The sequence below is a fragment of the Shewanella pealeana ATCC 700345 genome (assembly GCF_000018285.1).
GTDB lineage: Bacteria > Pseudomonadota > Gammaproteobacteria > Enterobacterales > Shewanellaceae > Shewanella > Shewanella pealeana.
Genome location: NC_009901.1, coordinates 1,945,690 through 1,968,494, shown reverse-complemented (window position 1 = coordinate 1,968,494; position 22,805 = coordinate 1,945,690). Strand labels below are relative to the sequence as shown.

Here is a 22,805-nt window from a genome sequence, read left to right as displayed (position 1 = left end):
ACTAGAAAGCCCTAAAGCCTTCCTAGAAAATCACTTCAGCAATTTACTTTTCGTCTGAATTCAAGTGGCGACATGCCAAATTCTCGCTGAAAAATATCATAGAAGCGACTAACTGAGCCAAAGCCCGCTTCCAGTGCAATATTGAGCACAGGACTTTGGGTATCGATAAGGAGCGCCTGGGCATGCTGTAGCCTAAGCTGGTTAATGTATTGCTTAATCGACACTTTCATCACCCGATTAAACAACTTCATGGCATAGTTTTTATGTAAGCCAGTAGAGGTTGAAACATTTTCAATTGTAATTTTTTGATCGTAATTGTCGGCAATATAACGCAACATGGTTTGGATATGGTTTAAGCCACCAAACACGGGTTTATCTTCCTGTTTCGCCACTCGATTCGCTAGCTCGAAGGTGCTGTAGTCCTCTATCGACATGCGTCGAATTCGGCCGCGGATCTCGTTAATCACCTGGCTGGTTAGTAAAGGGGCATTTCGTTTAATATCGGTTTCCCAGATCTGCGTCAGCTCTTTATCGCAAGCATATAAGCTGTCAGACACGATAACCTCGCCGTGCAGCAACTGACTCACAAAGCTACTTGGCAGCATCCATGTCAAAAAGGATTGCAACGGGATATAGATATTGACTAGCTCGCCGTCGCCACGAGAAGCGACCATTTGATGGGGGAAAGAGGCCCAAAAGATGATCATCCGCCCCTCAGGCACAGTGATCTCTTGGCCATTAATCAGATAATCGGCTGAGCAATCAAACAGGTAATTGATCTCTATATGGCCATGCCAATGACTATGGGGCATTACAGCGGGTTTTTTACGATGTAAGCCAAATTGAGTATCTTGAGCTTGCACTGCTAATGGACTGGCTTCGTTAAAGGAGATCTTCTCAACCCATTCAAACATCTGTCTCACTCCATAGTTGCTTTAGATACCAAGCTACCCCATAGGCCTTTGTTAAACAATTGAAAGTTACTAAACAAGAACTCAAGCTGATGATTTAGGAGGTCGCTCTCTTAGCCTTAGTCGTACTCACTCTTTTAGCTGACGCTTTCTTAGCTGTAGCCGATTTTGTCGTAGCCGCACTCTTATTGCCCGAGTAACGACGCTTTTTAAAGCCGCTATCAGGAGATTTAACGCCCTGCAACGAGGTGGGTAACTGCGCCCCAGCCTGCTCGATAAGCTGCTGCAGTGATATTAATAAAGGCGCCATAAAGCTTTGATATTTAGCCTCTTTACGACTAATAGCATCGAGATTATTTTCCCAAAGTGCCGTCATGTCCGGTGTGGTCGCACTCAGGGGTAAGCTGTTTATCAAACCCTTGCCTACCTCTGTCGCTAAAATAGACTTACCTTGACGCGTTAGGTAGTTTCGCTTAAACAACAACTCGATGATCCCAGCGCGAGTCGCCTCGGTACCGAGCCCATCAGTCTCCTTTAATATTTTGCGGATCTCACTGTCGGTCACATAACGGCTGATCCCTGTCATCGCGCCCAGTAAAGTGGCATCGCTAAAGTGCTTTGGTGGCTGAGTCTGTTTCTCCAGTAACTCACCGCGCTCACATAACAGAATTTGGCCCTTTTTTAGGGCGGGAATGTTGGCTAGATACTCGTCATCATCAGTTTGTTGCTTTTCGCTTTGGCTCTTCTCTTTATTTTGCTTAAGCAGTTGCTTCCAACCCAATGCCACCTCTTGTTTGGCCTTGGTTTTAAATAAGCCACCTGCAATGATTATCTCAACTTGAGTCTCTTTATAAAGATACGCAGGATAAAATTGCATCAAATACTGACGAGCAACCTGTAGATACAACTGCTTCTCAGCCTGATTTAAGTTTTGTAAATTAGCGGTCTTCTCGGTCGGCACTATCGCGTGGTGAGCCTCAACCTTTTTATCATTCCACGCCTTAGATTTAAGCTTGCTATTAGGTTGCTCTATGCCTGACACTAACTCACTGGCACCATTCAGTACGGCACCTATGACGCTCGGAGCCAAAGCATGTTGTTCAGCAGGTAGATAACGGCTATCTGAACGGGGATAGGTGATAAGCTTATGTTTTTCATATAAAGACTGGCAGGTATCGAGTACTGACTTTGCACTCATACCGAAGCGTTTAGCCGCATCAATCTGCAGTGCCGATAAGCTATAAGGCAAAGGTGCATTTTGTTTCTTATCTTGTGCTGTTACCTTTTCTACGGTGCCGTTTTGGCCATTTATACGCCCGACTACGTTTTGCGCTAACCCTTTTGAGAGTACTCGCCCCTCTTCATCCATATAAGGCTGGCAGGCCTCACTTGGTTGCCATTTTGCACTAAATCGCTGCTGATTATCGGTCGCTAAATGCGCCAACACCTCATAGAAAGGTTTAGAGATAAACTCGGCAATTTCGGCGTCGCGGCGAACCACTAAGCCCAGCACAGGAGTTTGCACCCGCCCAACAGACAGCACGCCTTGATAGCCGACTTTGCGCCCTTGAATGGTGTAAGCCCGGGTCATATTCATGCCATAGAGCCAATCGGCGCGAGAGCGCGCTAAGGCTGAGGTCGACAGAGGAATAAACTCGCGGTTAGAGCGTAACTGCCCTAATGCCCTTTTCACCGCTTGTGGATTCAAGTCACTGATGAGTAGACGCTGCGCGTTTTGCAATTTTGGGCCTTTTACGCCTAAGTGGGCAATGATCTCATCGACCAATAGCTGCCCTTCTCTATCCGGGTCGCCGGCATTTACGAGCTGGCTCGCCTCTTTGACTAAGCCTCGCAGCACCGCTATCTGGCCGCGCATCTTATATTTAGGCTTCATCTTCCAGGTCTCTGGCACGATTGGCAGATGCTCGAACTTCCATGACTTGTACTCTGGTGAGTATGCATCTGGTTCAGCCTGTTCGAGTAAATGACCGACACACCAAGAGACACAATCGCCATTTGCGGCGCGAATAAAGCCATCACCTTTCTTTAAGGGTTTAGGCAACACATCGGCAATAGCTCTACCAAGGCTGGGTTTTTCAGCAATATATAAGATCATTTAGAAAAATTAGGATTACTGTATAAATTAACAGTAACTGTACATCGAAGCGCTAAATGGTGCAAATGAAAGCCGTCCCTCAAAAGGCATTATTCGCTGCATGAGTAAGTTTTGCTCAGCCAATGTAAATCTTGTTGAGAACAGTTCTCATTAAGTGTTTTAATTCTCTCATCTTAACTATGGAGAAATAATGATGCTAGCAACCTTAAGTCACCGAGGAATTAGACTCGATAAACTTATGCTTTTCCACTTACTACTTGTCACATCATGGCTGTTAATTATCGCTCCATTTTTTCACTCAACAGTTAACCAGGTTCCAGTGTTACTCAGCAGCGCATTAGTCCCTCTAACCTGTATCAGTATCTTATTCGGTCTAAAATTAGGTCACGGCTTTAACAAGAAGTCGTATAGTTTTTTATTTGCTAGCTGGATGCTAGTCTGGTTAACCCAGCTGATTTAAGCGTTAGGTAATAATACCAATCAGTATAAGAAGTTGATCGATATGAAGCCGGTGTTTTAGACTGAAAACAAAAAAGCCGAGCAGATGCTCGGCTTTTAAACATAACAACTTTGTCCCGTCCTGAGATAAGTTGACACATTGGAGACTTATCTATGAAACCTTCAGGTTCTATCAGCAATAAACGTACTCAGCGTGATTACACATTAGGCTTTAAATTAGCCGTCGTCAGCCAAGTAGAAAAAGGCGAGCTGACCTATAAGCAAGCTCAAGACCACTATGGTATCCAAGGAAGAAGTACCGTCCTTACATGGTTACGAAAGCATGGTAGATTAGACTGGTCCCAGCCTATTGAGCACTCTCCTATGTCTAAATCTAAAGAAACGCCAGCCCAGAAAATTAAGCGATTGGAGAAGCAAGTCTCTAATCTAGAAATGAAAAACATGATTTATGGCGATATGGTCGAGTTGCTTAAAAACGAATACGGCATCGATTTAGAAAAAAAGTACTTAGCCGAACGCTCTGGTTCGCCAAAGTAAAAGGCACCATAAAGTTAGCCACAGCGAGTCGGCAGTTCAACTTATCTAGACAAGCAATTTATCAATGGAAACAACGCAGAACGGCAAAAGCTGAAACGCTTAAACCTGTGATGAAGATGGTCATGTATTGGCGCCAGTTTATGCCTAGAGTGGGGACGCGCAAGCTCTACCAGCTCATCAAGCCACAACTGATAGAACAAGGGATAAAGCTCGGTAGAGATGGGTTATTTCAGTATTTGAAGCAACAAAATATGCTGGTAAAACCCAGAAAAAATTACACTAAAACGACCAATAGCCATCACTGGCTAAGAAAGTATCCCAACTTACTAAAAGACAGAGCGGTCAAGCGTGTTGAAGAGGTGCTCGTTAGCGATATCACCTACGTGAAATCAGATGAGGGGACGCACTATTTGTCTCTGGTAACAGATGCGTACTCAAGAAAGATAATGGGATATGAGTTAAGCCATGAAATGAAAGCTTGTGACGTGGTCAAAGCATTGAATATGACGATAAAGAATCGTCAGACAACAGGCGATGCCATTCACCACTCAGATAGAGGGATGCAGTACTGCTCAGCTGAGTACCAGGAGACGTTAGCGGCAAATGGTATTACTCCGTCCATGACAGATGGATATGACTGCTACCAAAATGCACTTGCAGAGCGGGTTAATGGGATTTTGAAGCACGAGTTTTTGCTTTATCGCTGCCGTACGATGAAGGAGCTCGATATGTTAATCAAAGAGTCGATAGAGACTTATAACCATTTAAGGCCGCATCTTAGTTTAGGGATGAAAACCCCTAATGAAGTACATAAAAAAGCCAGTCGGGAGTTCCAACTGGCTTAATAAAAACCGTCAACCTATTTTAGGACTAGACACTTGCTTAAGGATGACAGACGTTATGCATCTCTAAGTTAGTGCCAATATCTTTGCTACGATTTGCCTTAGCATCATCGTTACGCAATTGTGTAATGTAATCTAAGTACTCTTGATTTACGTCATTGGTGACGTACTTACCGTCAAATACAGAGGTTTCAAAACGCTTAATACTTGGATTTTCTTTACGTACCGCTTCAATTAAATCCGGTAGCGATTGGAAAATCATGCCGTCGGCGCCGATTAAGTTATTGATCTCTTCAACATCGCGTCCATGGGCAATGAGTTCATTTGTGGTTGGCATATCGATACCGTACACATTCGGGAAACGAATTTCTGGTGCTGCTGACGCGAAATACACTTTATTAGCGCCAGCATCACGTGCCATCTCGATGATCTGCTCAGACGTGGTACCACGCACAATAGAGTCATCAACAAGTAATACGTTCTTGCCTTTAAACTCTGCACCAATCGCGTTGAGCTTACGGCGTACAGACTTCTTACGCTCTTGCTGACCTGGCATGATAAAAGTACGGCCGATATAGCGATTTTTAACGAAGCCCTGACGGTATGGCAGATCCATATGACGTGCAATTTCGAGTGCGATATCGCAAGAGGTTTCAGGGATCGGGATAACTACATCGATATCATGATCTTCCCACTCTCTCTTAATTTTTTCGCCCAACATGGTGCCCATATTAACACGGCTGCTATAAACAGAAATGTTATCAATGGTTGAGTCAGGACGAGCAAAATATACGAATTCAAAGATACAAGGAGAGTAGCTTGGCGAGTGTGCGCATTGGCGAGTATATAGCTCACCATCAAGGGTAATATAAACCGCCTCACCAGGCGCTACGTCACGCATAAACTCAAAACCCACCGCATCTAACGCAACGCTTTCAGATGCGATCATGTATTCGGTGCCTGACGCCGTTTCATGCTTACCTAGCACTAACGGACGAATACCAAATGGATCTCTAAAAGCAACTAGCCCTTGGCCGATAATCATGGCAGCTACCGCATAGGCACCACGAGTAATATCATGCACCTTGGCAACAGCATTAAACACATCTTCAGCGCTAAGATCATCTGTTGTAGATTGCTGAAGTTCATCGGCGAGTAAGTTAAGTAACACTTCAGAGTCTGATGTGGTATTAACATGACGGCGCTGCTTCAATAAACGCTCATGCAGCTCAACCGTATTGGTCAAGTTACCATTGTGCGCCAATGAAATACCAAAAGGAGAGTTAACATAAAACGGCTGAGCTTCAGAAGCGCTAGAGCTTCCTGCCGTAGGGTAACGAACGTGACCTATGCCTGCATTGCCTTGTAGACGCTGCATATGCTTTGGTTCAAAAACGTCTTTCACCAAACCATTGGCTTTACGCAATCTAAACGCGCTGCCATCGACGGTCACAATGCCAGCAGCATCCTGTCCACGATGCTGGAGCACAGTCAGTGCATCATAAATGGTTTGATTAACCGATGACTGGCCAACTATTCCGACAATACCACACATGGGTAAGCTTCCTCATTGTAAGATGTTCTATTATTTAATATTTTTGCTTTAGGTGAGACTGACGTCTCTACCTAAAACCAAGTAATGCTTTAGTGCATTTTATATTTTGGGTACAAAGCTCGAGGTGTTTTCCAAGTAGTCAAAGAACCACTGGATCACAACTCCAAATTCGGGCACGAGTGTAGAATCCTGCCACCAATCTGTGTTGGGTGCTCCGGTAAAAGCATCCATAAAAAACAGTAACGCGCTTACGATTAATGCGCCTCTAAGGGCACCAAAACACAAGCCGAGCACTCTATCAGTGCCTGACAATCCTGTTTTAGAAACCAATTGACCTATTAGGTAATTAACGAGAGCGCCTAGAATAAGCGTTGAAACGAACAAAATGGCAATTGCGACCCCATTTCGAACCATTTCATCTTGCATCTGGGTAAGATGCAAGGCGAGTTTGAGGTAAAACTGGCTGGCAATAAAAAAAGCGGCGAACCAAACAACGAGAGACATGGCTTCTTTTACAAAACCACGGACCAAACTGATCAAAGTTGATAGTCCGATAACGATAATGATGGCGTAATCAATCCAAACCATTTAAGAGATAATCCAGCATAGGGTTTAAGACGGCGCGATTCTAACAGAGACAGAGTTATTTCTCACGCTTTCACGGCGAAATAACTTTTTCTCAAACAAAGACAATCACGATTTATTATTTTTCGACAGGGCTATAAGTAACTACACGACCTTTTAGCTGCGTCAGCTTTTCAATATCATTCTGCATACGGCTCAACTTATCTTTAGAAACGTTAGGCCCAACAAATACCTTAGTTAACTGACCATCGACGGGTTTAGTCGGCAAGGTATAGGCGGTAAATCCATTATCGCGAAGGCGTTTAACTAACCCTCTAACGTTGGCTGCATTATTAAAGCTGCCAAGTTGAATCGTCCAAGCGTTCTTTAATTCAAGTGCCGGTTTAGTTACCGACTTAACTGCAGGCTTTGACTGTTGCGGCTTTGTTGGCTGCCCGCCCTCTTCGGCTATGTGCCAAGAGGCATCACCGGAACGATCGCCATTACCGGAACGTTCCTCATCGCCAGAATGAGTGGCGTTATCCAATGAAGCGCCATCAGCGTTTGAACCATCGTTCACAGCAAGATCGACCGTTTCAATTTTCTGAGCTGGCAAGGTGCTCTCTTGGATCTCGGGTCTCAAAGGTATTTCAGCAAACTGCTCTTCTTCTCGCTGCTTTTTACCATCTAATATATCGGGTAAAAAAATCACCCCTAATGCCACAATCACGATGACACCAACAAGACGGTTTTGAAATTGACTAGACAAGTTTCTCTCCCTTAAACAACTCTTTAAAACCCGCAACAGTGTAAAATGAGCCAAATACAATAACGATATCATCGCTGTGCAATTGCGCTTTGATCGCTTGCCAAGCATCGCTCATCTGCTGATAAGTGGCAGCGTCTACATCTTGCGGCATTAGTGCGTTTAACTCTGCTGCCGATGCGCCACGTGGGACCGATAAGTCGCATAAAAACCACTTATCAACATCACTTGATAGCTCAAGTAGTACCGAGCGAGCATCTTTATCTTTTAACATGCCACAAAGTGCAAATAAACGCCCTTTTACCATCGCAGCTAAACGTGATTTTAAATAACGTGCAGCGTGAGGATTATGGGCGACATCGACTATAACTTTAGGTGACGGATTAAGAGTTTCTAAACGTCCAGCGAGCTGAGTGTTACCGACGGCTTTAGCAATAATTTCGGCGGAAATAGTTGGAAAAAGGTGCTCTAGTACCGCAATAACTGTGGCGGCATTAGGTTGAGGCAAATATGGCAGTGGCAAATGCGATAAATCGAAATGCTGACCTTTGAAATGCCAATCCTCGTTAGTGCACTGGTAGCTAAACTCACTATTAACTCGATAAAGCGATGCACCGACTCGATTGGCCGCATCAAGTACCGATTGTGGACAATCAGGCTCACCTACAATTGCAGGGCGCCCTTGTCTAAATATTCCTGCTTTTTCTGCGCCAACCAACTCTCGCGTATCACCAAGGTACTCTTGATGGTCAAGATCGATAGAAGTCACGACTGCAATATCTGCATCGATTAAGTTGGTTGCGTCTAAGCGACCACCTAAACCTACCTCGAGTAATACCACATCAAGCTTGGCAGCTTTAAAGAGATAAAGACCAGCTAGCGTTGCGTACTCAAAGAAGGTTAATGAGATCTCGGCTCGAGCAGCTTCAATGGCTTCGAAGGCACCGACTAAAGCTGTATCAGTAGCATCAATACCATTAATCCGCACGCGCTCATTGTAGTTCAGTAAATGCGGTGAACTGTATACGCCTACCGTTTTCCCTGATAGCTGTAACGCAGCTTCGATCATGGCGCAGGTAGTGCCTTTACCATTAGTGCCTGCAACAGTGACTATTTTGGTTTCGCCTAAATGGTTCAATTCCATTCTAGTAGCGACAGTTGATACCCGTGCAAGTCCCATATCAATTTCAGTTGGGTGAATTGCCAATAAGAAATCTAACCAGCGGTTTAACGTAGCACCTGACTTTGGTGCTACTGGCATTAATGTGTCTTGTTCAATCACAAACTTTTATCCATTTAAAACGTAAAGGCCCAAACCTTTACCGTTAAGATTATCCTTAACTCTCATTAAACATGCCTTAGTCCAACATAAATAATGGGCCAAGTGACAACTTAGGCAATTGGTAGCTTTCAGGGTAAGTCACGTCCACTAAATACAAGCCGTTAGGCTTGGCAGTTGCTGCGGCTTTATTTCTGTCTTTAAGCGCCAGTAGCTGTTCAATCCACTCGACAGACTGATTACCTAAACCGACTTCCAACAGAGAGCCTACAATATTGCGCACCATGTGATGTAAGAAAGCATTAGCCTTAATATCGACACAGATATACATCCCTTGACGCGTCACGTTAACTTCATGCACGCAGCGAAACGGCGTATTAGACTGACAATGAACAGCTCTAAAACTAGTAAAATCCTGCTCACCGAGAAGGTACTGCGCGGCTTGATGCATCTTAGACTCGTCGATATCACCTGGGTAATGACTGACACCGCTACGCAAAATGCCTGGACGAAGCTGGTGATTGTAAATCATATAGCGATAACGTCTTGCCGTAGCAGTAAAACGTGCGTGAAATTCATCATCAACGACTTTAACCCAGCGCACAGCAATATTGTCAGGCAGGTTAACATTGACGCCTAGTGTCCAAGCCGTCTCTTTTCTAATCGCATTGGTTTCAAAGTGAACCACTTGACCTGTCGCGTGGACGCCCGCATCAGTTCGGCCAGCACAGTGCACTGCAATAGGTTCGTTGGCAACAATAGAAAGCGCTTTTTCTAATCGCTCTTGCACTGTGTCAACTTCCGCCTGACGTTGCCATCCGAAATATTGACTACCATCGTACTCTATACCTAGCGCAACCCGCATTCCACACCTCTATAACTCAGTTAAACTGTTATTCGACTGCCTGTGTTTTCAAGGCAATGCAGTCGGATAGACAAAATCTTTTAATAGCCGGCGATTCTAGCATACTCAAGGCAAACGATAAGTATAAAAAAGGCGCCAAAGGCGCCGATTTTAGTTGAGGAATTTACACTAACTCTTTGAGTAAACCTAAGGCTTCGGCCTGTTGGCGATCATTACCATCGAGTTCGACCTCTTTTAGTAGTGCTCGCGCACTGTCACTGTCATCGATCTCAATATAGGCGCGGGCTAAATCCAACTTAGCGTTAACCGAGTTTTCTTCATCATCGACATCGACCATAGGAGTACTGCCCTTTAGCGAATCTAACTCGCCCATGTCGACATCAAGTTCCTTATAAAGATCGATTTCGCCGCTATCTTCATCGGCTTCGCTCAACAATCTATCGATATCAATAAAGCCATTATCTTTCTGGAAGCTAGTTAAGTCGTGCATAGCAACCGCGCTCTTGCTCAGTTCTTTGGCACCTAATTCTTCAGCATCCAGAGCGGCTAGCGCCTCGTCAACGGTCATCTTACTATCATCGTCGAGTGAGAATGTCTCATCGGCGTCAAGCTCAAGCGCTGTATCTTGCGCTGCACCTTTCGAGACTAACCCGCTTAACAGCTCATCATCAGACACTTCAACTTTTTCAGTTGCTGCAAAAGCTAATTCTGCGCCAAGTTCAGCTGGATCATCATTACCACTCTGAGCGGCAATACTTTCCCAATCTAAACTGTTTTCCTCAGTTTTCTTATTGCCTTTAAGATCATCGAAGAAACCACTCTCTTTATCGGTCTTTTCGATTACTTGAGGATCTAACTCCGAAGATAGTTCTGGTTCTGGTTCTGGTTCTGGTTCTGGTTCTGGTTCTGGCAGAGTAAACTCTAGCAACTCCTCATCGTGATTATTGCTAGGCTCAGCATCACGGCTATCAGTATTTGCTGTCAGGCTACTTGGCTCAAAATCACTCAAGTCGAAATCTAAGCTACTTGAATCCTTAGTGATTGCCGCTGACGCCTCTTTTATCTCAACTGGCGTCTCATCAATTGCAGGCTCAGTTATAGCAAGCTCAGTTTCACTAGCCTGTTGTAGCTCTTGTTCCTGCTCGATATCACTAACATCTGCCGGAGAGTCAAACTCTGCAAGCAGCGCATCAAGTTCACTGTCTAGCTCACTATCAGGCTTAGCTTGCTGTGCGTCATCCTCTGATAAATCAAGCTCTGCAGCTATCTCGAAACCAAGCTCGAGTTCGGCGGCCATCTCATCTGAAAGCGCGTCGGCGTTGTATTCGTCATGAGGTTTATCATCAAGCTCTGCTAACAACGCATCTAAGTCATCCTCGGCGACCTTAACTTCTGGCTCATGAGCCTCCTCTAGCTGCTGATTTTCAGAATCAAAATCGGCAAGCAAAGCATCGATATCATCTTCTTGAGTGCCAACAGCCTGCTCTGCAGGTTCATCGAAGCTTGCTAGCAACGCATCTAAATCGTCATTTTGAGTATCGTCTTGAGCGCTTTCTTGACTACTGCCCTGAGCAACACCTTGAGCAACAAAAGACTGCTCATTATCGTCAGCTTGCTCTGCCGGTTCATCGAACCCTGCTAACAGTGCATCTAAATCATCGTCTTCAGCAACAAAAGGCTTCTCATTCAGAGATAGGTCTTCGTCAGCTTGCTCTGCAGGTTCATCGAAACCTGCAAGCAATGAGTCCAAGTCCTCTTCTTCTGGCGACTTAGATTGCTTTTGAAACGCATCAAAATCATTGGCTCCATCTTGCTCTTGCTCACCCATCGCCTCGGCCCACAGATCGTCTAATGACTGGCCTTCATCATGAGAGTCTTCAACAACAATATCTTGCTCTTCTTGCTCTGCCTGAGTTACAGCACCTACGACCGCAAGCTCCTGCAATGGAGCCTGCACTGCAGCGTCGTCAGTATCTAAATGAACCGCTAATCCGTCGGCATCGTCAGACTTATCTTCGATGGCAGTGTCATCTTTCATGCCACTTAGTTCGTTCTCAGCAGCGCCTCCACTCTCCTGCTGCTCAGAATTCGCATCACTTCTGCGGCGAATAAACAACCAAAACAGCGCCACTACGATTAAAGCGGGTAATGCCGCACCAAGCATCAATAGCAATGGGTTATCCATTAAGGTTCGCCAAAGATCCGACGTTGGCTCCTGCTCAGGTGCACTTGATGCGGCAAGCTGTTGCTGCTTAAGCTGTAATTGTTGATTTAAAGCTTCATTCTCAGATTTAGTATCTTGTAGTGCCTGCTTTAGCAGCGCATTTTCTTCTTTAAGCTGGGTGATTTGTTGCTGAAACGCCTCGGTATCCGTTGAGCCAACCACTATTTCATCGCTTGCCCTTGCAAGCTCATCAGTTAGCTCGAGGTTTAGTGCTTGGATCTCTTCCATCTGTTTAGTTAGGGCATCAACTTCTGCCGATAACTCTGCAATCACTGGATTTGACTTTACGCCAACGGAGGGTTTAGCAACTGTCACTTTTTGCGCTTCAATCTTTGCAGCAACAGCCTCTGGAGGCACAGTTTTTTGAACGACGGTTTTAGGAGCCACACTCGATTTAGCGACAGCTGTTGACCAGTTACGATCGTTACGCTCGGCGCGTGCTTTGGCGTCAATTTGAGAGGTCTGCTGCATTACAGCTTTAGTCGGCACCAACAAAATCATGCCGCGTTCTAGGCTGTTATAGTTTTTACTTGAAAATGCGTGGGGATTGGCGTCATATAGTGCCGTCATCACTTGGTAAACGGTGACACTATTATCAGGCTTTACGGCCTGCGCAATACTCCAGAAAGTATCTGCCGAGGTTGTCGGACCGTATTGACGAATGCTTTGACTATTCTGCTCATTGAGTCTTACTTGGCCATCTGGCCCTGTAATTTTTAATGGCTCAGCAGCAACCGGGTTAATCGAAGGGGCAGCAATAGCCACTAACCCCGTGGCTATTAAGCCGACAAGATGCGATGTGCGAAAGTTCATCAATCCTTCCCTTTAAAGCACTCTGGAGTCACCACCCTGGTGACGAGCTTTAGGCAATTGTATTTATTGAGATTACTATAAACTAGATTCTGTTGCCCTGCTACTGTTCACATCTTTAAAACATAAAAAGCCCGCAATTAGCGGGCTTTTTATGTTTTCTTTGTCTTGTCCTGAAATGTGTTTACACATTTAGGACTTTATAATGACTACACCAATACCAGCCCGCGTTAAGCGAACACAGCGAGATTATTCGTTAGGCTTTAAATTACAAGTTGTAGCTGCCGTAGAAAAAGGCGATATGACTTATAAACAAGCTCAAACAACCTATGGCATCCAAGGTCGCTCCACGGTACTTACTTGGCTTAGAAAGCACGGTAAGATGGACTGGACTCAACCAGTGAGAATGACTATGCCAAAAACAACTAAAGCTAAAGAAACCCCAGCTCAAAAGATTAAGCGCCTTGAAAAAGAGCTGGAAGATGAGCACTTACGTAATCTATTACTCAATGAAGCCGTTGATATTATTGATGCAGAATATGGAGCTGGCCTTAGAAAAAAGTACTTAGCCAGGGAGCGAGAAGTCTTCAAAAACAGAAAGTAACGAGCTTAAATCGCGCTTGTAAGCTTCTGGGTATAACAAGACAAGCTATCTATCAAAGAGAACGAAGAGCGAATTGTAGAGCAATGGAGTTAGCCCCTGTAAGAGCGATGATACTAGATATCCGTCGGTTTATGCCTCGGATTGGTGGCAAGAAACTCTACTTTTTACTTAAACCTAAGTTCATCGAGAAAGGGATTAAACTTGGGCGCGATAACTTCTTTAGTTACTTGAAAAGTGAAGGCTTGTTAGTCAAACCTAAGCGTAATTATACCAAGACGACTAACAGTAAACATTGGATGAAGAAACATCCAAATTTACTGAAAGAGTTAGTGCCAACAGCACCTGAAGAGGTGTTTGTTAGTGATATAACATATGTGCAATCAGAGCAAGGCATACATTATCTATCATTGGTAACTGACGCGTTCAGTCGTAAAATAATGGGATATGAATTAAGTAATGAAATGAAAGCTACAGACGTAGTCAAAGCGTTAGAAATGACGATAAGTAATCGGCAGTATCAACATCGAGCAGTGCATCACTCAGACAGAGGGTTACAGTATTGCTCTGCCGTTTATCAGTTAGCGTTGCAAAGAAGTGACATCCGCGCATCAATGACCGATGGATATGACTGCTACCAAAACGCACTAGCAGAACGTATAAATGGGATATTAAAGCAAGAGTTTCTATTATCTCCTTGCTGCAACCTTAATGAGTTAAAGCAACTCGTTGAGGAGTCAATTTTTATATACAATGAGCTGAGACCGCACTTAAGCTTGGGTATGAAAACACCTAATCAAGTGCATAAAAAAGACCAGCAGCAGAAGCTACTGGTCTAGTAAAAACCGTCAACCTATTTCAGGACGGGACACTTAGTCGGTTCGAACTAGAAATTAATAATAATCTCTAATCAAAACTTCAGCGATTTGCACACTGTTAAGTGCTGCGCCTTTACGAATGTTATCTGATACAACCCAAAGGTTTATGCCATTCTCATGGGAGATATCTTTTCTCACACGACCAACATAAACAGGATCGGTACCTGCGCCTTCTGTTATCGCAGTTGGGTAATCTTCATCACCTTCGAATAGTTCTACACCGTCGGCACCACGTAATACGGATTTAATGTCTTCGGCATCAGCAGGTTGTAATGTCTCTAGGTGAATAGCTTCTGAGTGACCGTAAAATACTGGTACACGCACAGCCGTTGGGTTCACAACGATGTTGTCATCACCAAAGATCTTCTGCGTTTCCCACACCATTTTCATCTCTTCTTTGGTGTAGCCGTTATCCATAAACTTATCGATTTGTGGCAATACGTTAAACGCAATTTGCTTAGGATAAGTCTTAGGCTCTACAGGTAAACCTTGTAAAAGCTTAGCGCACTGGCCTGCTAACTCTTCAATAGCTTGCTTACCCGATCCCGATACAGACTGGTAAGTCGCCACGTTAATACGCGAAATACCGTATGCATCATAAATAGGCTTAAGCGCAACCAACATCTGAATGGTTGAACAGTTAGGGTTAGCAATGATGTTACGGTTTCTGAAATCGGCAATCGCTTCAGGGTTTACCTCTGGGATCACCAATGGCACGTCGATGTCATATCTGAAGTGAGAGGTGTTATCGATAACAACACAACCGTTTTCAGCAGCAATGGGAGCCCATTTAGCTGATACGTCACCACCTGCAGAGAAGAAACCGATTTGGGCCTGTGACCAGTCAAAGGTGTCTACATCTAAAATTTCGACCTGTTTACCGTGGAAGCTGACCGTATTACCGGCGCTGCGACTGCTGGCTAATGGAAATAAATTAGCAACCGGAAAGTTACGCTCTTCGAGGATCTCAATCATTGTTTGACCCACTGCGCCCGATGCACCTAATACGACAACATTAAATTCCTGCGACATAATTACAGCTCGACTCCTGAAAACCCTAAATTGGATAACCAATTTACATTAGTTTGCCCCGTGTTGCCTACCTTTAATGCACTAAATTCGCGGCGATGGGTGTGATTTTTTCTCATATGATCAAACCCCTGCTTATTTAGAAACATTTTTCGAAATAATTCGTCATCATCGCGCAAATTGTATACAAATCTCGCGAGCTGCAAAAGTGCTCTTTCATCGCTGATTTCTTGTACGTTAACCTGCTCACTCCAGAGCGGCGGCAGTAACGAGTCCATCTGTTTGTCGGCCTCAATCTTCAGCACCTCAGCTAACTTTTGATAGAGCATATAGGTGCCGCGCGCTTTGCCCTCTAACGAGTAGCCAGCGATATGGGGCGTACAAAACTCCACATAAGGCACCAACTCTGGCATAGGATTAGGCTCACCTTCCCACACATCAAGCACCACTTTTACATCATCTCGCTGTTGCTTGAAGTTAATCAAGGCGCAGTTATCAATCACCTCGCCCCGGCAGCAATTAAGCAGCCAGCAGTTTTCAGCTAGCTTATTAAGTCTCGACTCATCGAACAGATACCAAGTTTTATGCTCACCGGTTTTAGTTATCGGTACATGCAAGCTAATCACATCGCACTTTTCGATTAAGGTATCGAGTGATACAAAGCTACGAGGATCGCCACTCTCTTCTAACAATGGGTCATTAAGCAGAACTTCAATGCCATAAGCCTCAAGGCATTTAGCTACCGCTGTGCCAGTGTTGCCAGCACCAACAATACCAACCACCTTGCCTTTTAGCGGGCTATTAAAGCGCTGTGCAAGCTCAAGCATGGCGATAAAGGCAAACTCCCCCACAGCGGTGGCGTTACAGCCCGGCGCATTAGAGAAGGGAATATTGCGACTTGCAAGGTATTCAACATCGATATGATCTGTGCCTATGGTGGCACTGCCAACAAACTTAAGTTGGTTATTCTCTGCCAATAAGGCTTGATTCACCTTAGTCACAGAGCGAACGAGTAACACATCGGCATCGTTAACTTGCTCAGGCGTTAGCTCCCTACCGTTTACGGTTTCAATCGTGCCTAAGTCACCAAATAACTGTTGAACATAAGGCATATTTTCATCGGCAAGGATCTTCATCATGGTTTCCAAAAGTGTGCTGAATGAGTATGGGCTGCATTCTAGCAAGATGGGCTATTTATTAGAAACAAGGATTGAAAATAAAGGCTTTCATCCTGTCTATTTGTATATACCCAGAAAATATCCAGCTCACTTTTGGCATGTAATCAATAAATTCTTAGTTTATCCGCATAAGCTTTAAGTTGTTCACCTAAGCGTCCAATGATAAGTTGTTAAGCAATTGTGATAACACAATAAGTTTTACTCGCACGCTATATCTAGCGAGCGTTTTATCGGAATTAGCGCTAAAGCGCTGTTATAAGCAAAAGCTATCAATAAAAGTTATCAAAAAAAGGTCTAGGAAATTGAAGTTGAACATAGTTCGTAAGAATAAATTATCAGATGAAGAGCAACATGCTCTTTGGGATGGAATTGAAAGTTTCACACAGCCTATCGTTGGTGATACGGGTCGTCATGAATTATGTTTTTTATTACATAATGAAAAGGGCGAACTTGTAGGAGGAATACAGGGGAATTACGATAATTTTGGTTGGCTTTGGATTGATTCATTATGGATATCACAAAGCGTAAGAGGCCAAGGGTTTGGAATACAGTTACTAAACAAAATAGAAGGCGCTGCTGCAGAGAATGGCTGTAAAAATTCTCATTTAACAAGCTTTAGTTACCAAGCGGCTGATTTTTATATAAAACAAGGTTATGAAATTTTTGGCAAACTTGAAAACTACCCTAAAGAGCATAGTCGTTGTTGGCTAAAAAAAGAATTAGCTCTTAATTGCGTATAGCAAGTAAATAAATCAGGCCAAAACAGTTCACTTTTACTCCTGCGTCAATCATTTTAAGCAGTAATTTTTGCTCATTAATCTAGGCTTAATCATTGTAGTCAGGTGTAACCAGATAAAGGAGAGTATCAATGTGGGAGTTAGTCTCTTCCATGTTAGCTTTCGGAGGATTCATGAACAATAAAGGCCAGCAGCAATTGCTACTGGCCCTTTGACCTTAATATTAATCGAACACTCGTTCAGTTAGCTCTTCACTCAGCTGTAGCAGTTTCGCGGCAACAAACAGGTCTTGAATAGCGATGCCAGAGCTATCAAAAATAGTAATCTCAGCGCTATCAATACGCCCTGCTGAATGGCTAGTTATGACGTGGCCCATCTCTGTCACTTGCCCATTTTCTGAGTGCTGAAATTCGCCAATAACCACCGACTGCGCTCGGTAGTCACAAAATAAACTGGCGCCTTGATAAAGCTCCACTGGTAACTCCTGTTTACCGACTTTATCAGCCCCCATGGCGGAGATATGGGTGCCCTCTTTAACCCAGCTAGCCTTAAATAGCGGCGCAGTGGCAGTGGTAGCGGTCACGATAATGTCTGCATTTTCGCAACCGTATTGGGCGCTGGCAACGGTACAGTCTGCTTGTAAGCCTTTATCAACTAGACGCTTAATGAATGCTTGGCAGCGATCGTTATCTCGGCCAACAACAATCACCTTAGTAATATCACGCACTGCCGCGATGGCTAATACTTCGTACTCTGCTTGGTGCCCACTGCCAAATACCGTCAATACAGTCGCCTCTTTTCGCGCTAGGTAATCGACTGCAACTGCGTCTGCTGCCGCTGTGCGATAAGCATTGACTTGCGTGGCTGCAACTACAGCAACCAGCTCACCGGTTTCAGGGCTTAATAAGAACACATTGGTGCCGTGGCAGGGTATGTTTTTAGCCTGATTACCCGGCCAGTAACTCCCCGTTTTCCAACCAACTAGTGTCGCCGTTGACGCTGACTTCATTGAAAACATCGAGTCGGTTTGAGGGCCTGATGCATTGACCACAGGAAACAAAGTTGCTTCATCTGTGGTGGCTGCTATAAACGCTTCTTTAACAGCTGAGTAGGCCAGTTGATGAGTGATCAGTTTTGCGGTTTGCGCTTCATTTAAATATTGCATGTTACCAGCCTTGAATTCGATTCCAGATCTCATAGGTTTCATTCGCTGTATCAAACACATGGTAGTGCTGATGCATGGAGGCTGTGGCGCAGCCATGATTAGGTAAAATATGTAATCGACTACCTACAGGGAAGTTATCTAGGCTCAAGTCACTATTATCAACCGCACCTATAATGCCGTGCTCCTGATTAACAGAAATAACCTGTAGTCCATCAAGCACTGCTCCATTGCAGTCGGTAACCAAACCATAACCGCAATCTTTGGGTTGACCCGCTGTGCCGCGATCTAAAGACAGTGCCATCCAGCCTGCATCGATAAATATCCAGCCCTTTTCTCTGTTATGGCCGATGACGGTGGTCACTACGCTAGCAGCGATATCCTTTAGCTGACAGACGCCTATTCCGGCCATGACTAAGTCGAAGAAACCATACACCCCGGCCCTCACTTCGGTGATGCCATTTAAGTCTTGATAACTATGAGCGGTAGGCGTTGATCCTATACTCACTATGTCACAAGGGATCCCTGCCGCGCGAAGGTTATTAGCCGCTTTTAGCGTCATGTTAACTTCATTATTGGCAGCTTCTGCTAATGACTTTGGATCGAAACAAAGATATGACTCACCGGCATGAGCAAGTACGCCATGAAAGCTCGCTACGCCTTGATGCAATATATTGGCGATTTCGATTAGCAGAGGGTCATCAGGATGAATGCCGCCTCGGTGTCCGTCACAATCAACTTCAATCATTGCTGGAATAACGCAGCAGTGCTGTTCACTATATTGGCTCACAAACTGAGCTTGCTCTAGGGTGTCTAGCAATACTCGTACTTTTGCACCTTTCGCAATAAGCTGAGAAATTCTAGGTAATTTCCCCTCTGAAATACCCACCGCATAAACGATATTGCTATAGCCCTCTTCTACCAGCGCCTCGGCTTCTTTTACCGTCGACACCGTAATTGGGGATATTTTTTGCGGTAATAAATGCTCAACAGCTTCAATTGCTCTTACCGTTTTAAAATGAGGTCTTAATTCAGCTCCTAACCCATCTATCTTATTACGCAATCTAGCTAAGTTTTTTAGCACGATTTGTTTATCAACCGACAAGAAAGGCGTATCAAGACTCTGGTACTTTCTCAATAATTCTGGGTTTTGGCTTTCATTAGCTAACATGATCATTTTCCTGATCCATCAATAGGTCATATCTGGATTGATGCACGTGAGCAATATCAAACCAGCGTGTAGAACAAGAGTATCCAAGAAGTTTGTTTTGTTTTACATTAATACTTATTAAGGTATAGATTAGGTTAAAACTAAATGATCACCACAGAAGATCTAAGATTCATCACCACAATCGCCAGCCATAAAACCCTAGCCGATGCGGCTAGGACGTTAAATATTACTCCGCCGTCGGTAACGCTTAGATTGCAACATATTGAAAAAAAACTGTCGATCAAACTTATTCAGCGCCCCTCAAGAGTCGTGAGCCTAACGGAAGAAGGACAACTTTTACTGGATAAAGGCTTGCCTATTCTGCGTGGACTCGATGAACTACAAGAACAGCTGGATGAGCTTAAGGAGCATGTTTGTGGCAAGCTGAGAGTATTAGCCCCCTTAGGTTTTGGTAATGATTATATCGCGCCCTTGCTTGGCGAATACAAGCTCCTACATCCTCAGCTAGATATCGAACTTGAGTTATCCGATAACCCCAATTGGTCTAGTCATCATAAATGGGACATCATTATCTATATAGGTGCGCTCAATGATTCCTCATTGAAAATGATAACTTTGGCTAAAAACCAAAGATTTGTCTGTGCCTCCCCAAAATACCTTGAGCAAATGGGAGAACCAAAGGAGCCTCAAGAGCTACTCAAACATCGATGCATCGCATTAAGGGAAAACAACGAAGATGTGACCTTGTGGCCGTTTACCAAGCTGTTACATGAGAAATTGTCACATGACAAGCTTTCCAACGACAAGCCAACCGATGACAAACTTGAAATGATCAGGATCACGCCGACACTGGCAAGCAACGAGGGCCGCGTCATTAAAGATTGGGCTATGGCAGGGTTAGGCGTCATTATGCGATCTGAGTGGGATGTGCAGCCGCAGATCAACAACGGTGAACTTGTGCGTATATTAGCCGATTATTCACTACCGAACGCCAATATAGTTGCGTTATTAAGTAGTCCAGAGAAAGAACGTTCGGCTCGTATTTCTGGCTTTATTCAGCTCCTCAAACAGCGACTAACCCCGCTTCCTTGGAAGTAAGCAATCGATACATTTGAACGACTAAAGCCGCCAAATAAAGTAGAGCTAATACAACGAAACTAATACAACAGACGGCGATAACTGAGCATCAGCACTTTTGATTAATTCTTGTTTTAACTTGATTTTAGCGCACATTTTTGACTGTTTTAGAAAGCATTCTTCCACTGCTCAGTGTCTACGAACCACCTTTCTTCGTAGATTTTACTCGCTTCGAACTTAAACAAAACACACAGTTGAGATCCCGCTATTTTATTGGATTTCCACTCAAGGATTGAAACCACTTCATTCTCTCCTTCTATCTGATGAAGCTGTGTAATTTCAAAACCAGGGGGAAGAATTTGACCAAGAGAGTCCAGCGCACTACGAAAAGCCTGTCGCCCCTCAAGTACATCGTTTTGCCCCGGCATGATGAATGACATATTCTCAACGTAGTCAGCCACCAAGGTGTCAAAATCTCCGGCACCGACGGCTTGCCAGCCACGTTGCACTATATCTGCTAAATGCATTTGCTCTCTCCTATATAATTTATTACAAACTAACTATAGAAGGGATCCTGTCAATTGGGGCTGGACAGCAAAACAAGACACAAAAAAAGGAAGCCTAGGCTTCCTTTTCAATCTATCTTTGCTGAGTATAAGTACAGTTTACTTGTACTTACGCATAACCAAAGTTGCGTTTGTGCCACCAAAACCAAAACTGTTGCTCATCACAGTATTGAGCTCTTTTTCAGTCATTTTAGTCACAATTGGCATGCCTTCGGCTTTTTCATCGACAGTATCAATGTTGATGCTTGGTGCGATGAAACTACTTTCCATCATGATCAAGCTATAAATCGCTTCGTGTGCACCCGCCGCGCCCAGTGCATGACCCGTTAGAGACTTAGTCGATGCGATAGCTGGTAGGTTATCACCAAAGGTTTCACGTAGTGCTTCAAGCTCACGCATATCACCCACAGGTGTTGATGTACCGTGAGTATTGATGTAATCGATTGGTGTGTCTACATCGGCAAGAGCCATCTGCATACAGCGAACCGCACCTTCACCTGATGGAGCAACCATGTCATAGCCGTCTGATGATGCGCCATAACCGATGATCTCAGCGTAGATTTTTGCGCCACGTGCAAGAGCGTGTTCTAGCTCTTCAACAACCACGATTCCGCCGCCACCAGAGATAACAAAACCATCACGGTCTGCATCATAGGTACGAGATGCTTTAGTGGGATCATCATTAAACTTAGTCGATAGTGCGCCCATAGCATCGAAGCCCATGGTAAGCGTCCAATCCACTTCTTCTGCACCACCAGCAAATACCATATCTTGCTTACCCATCTGGATAAGTTCAGCCGCGTGGCCGATACAGTGTGCGCTAGTTGCACAAGCAGAACTGATTGAGTAGTTCATGCCTTTAATCTTAAATGGCGTAGCCAAACATGCGCTTGCTGTGCTCGACATAATACGCGGCACAATATATGGACCAACGCGCTTAACGCCTTTTTCACGTAACGTGTCAGCAGCTTGAACCTGATTTGCTGAAGATGCGCCGCCCGAGCCTACGATAATACCGACACGAGGGTCTGAATACTGCTCTTCAACTAAACCTGCATCTTTAATCGCTTCTTGCATTGCGATATGTGCGTAAGCTGCTGCATTACCCATAAAGCGCAGTGCTTTACGGTCAATATATTCTGATGGGTCAATCTTAATGTCGCCCCAAACATGACTACGCAGCTTCATTTCTTCAAACTGATCAGAGTGGGTAATACCACTACGACCCGCTTTTAATGATTCAGTGACTTCTTGCTTGTTGTTACCGATACTTGATACGACACCAAGTCCAGTGATCACGACTCTTTTCATTATTAACTTTCCATTTTGTACATCTAGTACCAATTTTGCTGCACCAATGGTATCGCTTTTCATCCATTTAAGTGGTCAGCTTTCCATAAGGAACACAAAAATAATGCTCATTATGAGACCTTACGTATAATCTTTGCCAAAATATGCCCATAAAAATGTACAATTTC

At 44.3% G+C, this 22,805-nt stretch carries 19 protein-coding genes; 5 read left to right on the top strand and 14 right to left on the bottom strand.

Annotated features, from left to right (window positions below):
* Positions 1-35 precede the first annotated feature (35 nt).
* Positions 36-914, bottom strand: coding sequence for a helix-turn-helix domain-containing protein (locus SPEA_RS08555; RefSeq protein WP_012154871.1), 879 nt, complete (start codon positions 912-914; stop codon positions 36-38).
* Positions 915-1,008: 94 nt separating this feature from the next.
* Positions 1,009-3,027, bottom strand: coding sequence for a DNA topoisomerase III (locus tag SPEA_RS08550; RefSeq protein ID WP_012154870.1), 2,019 nt, complete (start codon positions 3,025-3,027; stop codon positions 1,009-1,011).
* Positions 3,028-3,217: 190 nt separating this feature from the next.
* On the opposite strand from SPEA_RS08550, the gene SPEA_RS08545 reads away from it, so the two are divergent.
* Together SPEA_RS08545 and SPEA_RS08535 are read left to right on the top strand one after the other, a co-directional pair.
* Positions 3,218-3,487 carry a hypothetical protein gene (locus SPEA_RS08545; protein WP_049767958.1) on the top strand — a complete coding sequence of 90 codons (270 nt, stop codon included), beginning with the start codon at positions 3,218-3,220 and terminating at the stop codon, positions 3,485-3,487.
* A 152-nt stretch (positions 3,488-3,639) separates the two neighbouring features.
* Positions 3,640-4,868 (top strand): IS3-like element ISSpe3 family transposase gene (locus SPEA_RS08535; protein WP_086024290.1). Its coding sequence is split into 2 segments (ribosomal slippage): positions 3,640-3,991 and positions 3,991-4,868, totalling 1,230 coding nucleotides; the frame shifts between segments, so codons are not numbered across the junction.
* Between the two features lie 37 nt (positions 4,869-4,905).
* Here SPEA_RS08535 and purF read toward each other — a convergent pair.
* From purF to SPEA_RS08505, 6 genes are all read right to left on the bottom strand, one after another.
* Entirely contained in the window at positions 4,906-6,420 is a 1,515-nt protein-coding gene (gene purF, locus SPEA_RS08530; RefSeq protein ID WP_012154868.1) for an amidophosphoribosyltransferase, read from the bottom strand.
* A 99-nt stretch (positions 6,421-6,519) separates the two neighbouring features.
* Positions 6,520-7,008, bottom strand: coding sequence for a CvpA family protein (locus tag SPEA_RS08525; protein WP_012154867.1), 489 nt, complete (start codon positions 7,006-7,008; stop codon positions 6,520-6,522).
* A gap of 115 nt (positions 7,009-7,123) precedes the next feature.
* Entirely contained in the window at positions 7,124-7,753 is a 630-nt protein-coding gene (locus tag SPEA_RS08520; protein WP_012154866.1) for an SPOR domain-containing protein, read from the bottom strand.
* Positions 7,746-9,011, bottom strand: a complete 1,266-nt coding sequence (gene folC / locus SPEA_RS08515; RefSeq protein WP_012154865.1) for a bifunctional tetrahydrofolate synthase/dihydrofolate synthase — start codon at positions 9,009-9,011, stop codon at positions 7,746-7,748. Before folC ends, SPEA_RS08520 begins: the two co-directional genes overlap by 8 nt.
* A 97-nt stretch (positions 9,012-9,108) precedes the next feature.
* The gene (gene truA, locus SPEA_RS08510) at positions 9,109-9,894 is read right to left on the bottom strand and encodes a tRNA pseudouridine(38-40) synthase TruA (RefSeq protein ID WP_012154864.1); all 786 of its coding nucleotides are present in this window, start codon (positions 9,892-9,894) and stop codon (positions 9,109-9,111) included.
* A gap of 163 nt (positions 9,895-10,057) precedes the next feature.
* A complete protein-coding gene (locus SPEA_RS08505) occupies positions 10,058-12,931 on the bottom strand; it encodes a FimV/HubP family polar landmark protein (RefSeq protein WP_012154863.1) in 2,874 nt (957 codons plus the stop codon).
* 202 nt (positions 12,932-13,133) lie between these two features.
* Between SPEA_RS08505 and SPEA_RS22730 the strand changes: the two genes are divergently transcribed.
* Positions 13,134-14,368 (top strand): IS3-like element ISSpe1 family transposase gene (locus SPEA_RS22730; protein ID WP_086024287.1). Its coding sequence is split into 2 segments (ribosomal slippage): positions 13,134-13,491 and positions 13,491-14,368, totalling 1,236 coding nucleotides; the frame shifts between segments, so codons are not numbered across the junction.
* A gap of 54 nt (positions 14,369-14,422) precedes the next feature.
* Here the strand turns inward: SPEA_RS22730 and SPEA_RS08490 are convergent.
* Positions 14,423-15,439 carry an aspartate-semialdehyde dehydrogenase gene (locus tag SPEA_RS08490; RefSeq protein WP_012154862.1) on the bottom strand — a complete coding sequence of 339 codons (1,017 nt, stop codon included), beginning with the start codon at positions 15,437-15,439 and terminating at the stop codon, positions 14,423-14,425.
* 2 nt (positions 15,440-15,441) lie between these two features.
* Positions 15,442-16,572: a 4-phosphoerythronate dehydrogenase gene (locus SPEA_RS08485; protein WP_041410892.1), complete on the bottom strand. Its 1,131-nt coding sequence runs from the start codon at positions 16,570-16,572 to the stop codon at positions 15,442-15,444.
* A gap of 350 nt (positions 16,573-16,922) precedes the next feature.
* Between SPEA_RS08485 and SPEA_RS08475 the strand changes: the two genes are divergently transcribed.
* Complete coding sequence (locus SPEA_RS08475; protein ID WP_012154860.1) at positions 16,923-17,354, top strand: GNAT family N-acetyltransferase; 432 nt, start codon at positions 16,923-16,925, stop codon at positions 17,352-17,354.
* 220 nt (positions 17,355-17,574) lie between these two features.
* Here SPEA_RS08475 and SPEA_RS08470 read toward each other — a convergent pair whose 3' ends face one another.
* A complete protein-coding gene (locus SPEA_RS08470) occupies positions 17,575-18,516 on the bottom strand; it encodes an ornithine cyclodeaminase family protein (RefSeq protein WP_012154859.1) in 942 nt (313 codons plus the stop codon).
* 1 nt (position 18,517) lies between these two features.
* Complete coding sequence (locus tag SPEA_RS08465; protein ID WP_012154858.1) at positions 18,518-19,684, bottom strand: DSD1 family PLP-dependent enzyme; 1,167 nt, start codon at positions 19,682-19,684, stop codon at positions 18,518-18,520.
* A gap of 144 nt (positions 19,685-19,828) precedes the next feature.
* Here SPEA_RS08465 and SPEA_RS08460 point away from each other — a divergent pair, with 144 nt between their 5' ends.
* The gene (locus tag SPEA_RS08460) at positions 19,829-20,782 is read left to right on the top strand and encodes a LysR substrate-binding domain-containing protein (protein WP_012154857.1); all 954 of its coding nucleotides are present in this window, start codon (positions 19,829-19,831) and stop codon (positions 20,780-20,782) included.
* A gap of 146 nt (positions 20,783-20,928) precedes the next feature.
* On the opposite strand, the gene SPEA_RS08455 is transcribed toward SPEA_RS08460, so the two are convergent.
* Together SPEA_RS08455 and fabB are read right to left on the bottom strand one after the other, a co-directional pair.
* Entirely contained in the window at positions 20,929-21,288 is a 360-nt protein-coding gene (locus SPEA_RS08455) for a nuclear transport factor 2 family protein (RefSeq protein ID WP_012154856.1), read from the bottom strand.
* Between the two features lie 138 nt (positions 21,289-21,426).
* Complete coding sequence (fabB, locus tag SPEA_RS08450; RefSeq protein WP_041411358.1) at positions 21,427-22,638, bottom strand: beta-ketoacyl-ACP synthase I; 1,212 nt, start codon at positions 22,636-22,638, stop codon at positions 21,427-21,429.
* Positions 22,639-22,805 lie beyond the last annotated feature (167 nt).

Coding starts and splice junctions, on each gene's coding strand:
- SPEA_RS08550 (WP_012154870.1), bottom strand. CDS start 3,027: ATGATCTTATATATTGCTGAAAAACCCAGCCTTGGTAGAGCTATTGCC.
- fabB (WP_041411358.1), bottom strand. CDS start 22,638: ATGAAAAGAGTCGTGATCACTGGACTTGGTGTCGTATCAAGTATCGGT.
- truA (WP_012154864.1), bottom strand. CDS start 9,894: ATGCGGGTTGCGCTAGGTATAGAGTACGATGGTAGTCAATATTTCGGA.
- SPEA_RS08525 (WP_012154867.1), bottom strand. CDS start 7,008: ATGGTTTGGATTGATTACGCCATCATTATCGTTATCGGACTATCAACT.
- SPEA_RS08460 (WP_012154857.1), top strand. CDS start 19,829: ATGATCACCACAGAAGATCTAAGATTCATCACCACAATCGCCAGCCAT.
- SPEA_RS08455 (WP_012154856.1), bottom strand. CDS start 21,288: ATGCATTTAGCAGATATAGTGCAACGTGGCTGGCAAGCCGTCGGTGCC.
- SPEA_RS08490 (WP_012154862.1), bottom strand. CDS start 15,439: ATGTCGCAGGAATTTAATGTTGTCGTATTAGGTGCATCGGGCGCAGTG.
- SPEA_RS08545 (WP_049767958.1), top strand. CDS start 3,218: ATGATGCTAGCAACCTTAAGTCACCGAGGAATTAGACTCGATAAACTT.
- folC (WP_012154865.1), bottom strand. CDS start 9,011: ATGCCAGTAGCACCAAAGTCAGGTGCTACGTTAAACCGCTGGTTAGAT.
- SPEA_RS08555 (WP_012154871.1), bottom strand. CDS start 914: ATGTTTGAATGGGTTGAGAAGATCTCCTTTAACGAAGCCAGTCCATTA.
- SPEA_RS08470 (WP_012154859.1), bottom strand. CDS start 18,516: ATGCAATATTTAAATGAAGCGCAAACCGCAAAACTGATCACTCATCAA.
- SPEA_RS08505 (WP_012154863.1), bottom strand. CDS start 12,931: ATGAACTTTCGCACATCGCATCTTGTCGGCTTAATAGCCACGGGGTTA.
- SPEA_RS08465 (WP_012154858.1), bottom strand. CDS start 19,684: ATGTTAGCTAATGAAAGCCAAAACCCAGAATTATTGAGAAAGTACCAG.
- SPEA_RS08485 (WP_041410892.1), bottom strand. CDS start 16,572: ATGAAGATCCTTGCCGATGAAAATATGCCTTATGTTCAACAGTTATTT.
- purF (WP_012154868.1), bottom strand. CDS start 6,420: ATGTGTGGTATTGTCGGAATAGTTGGCCAGTCATCGGTTAATCAAACC.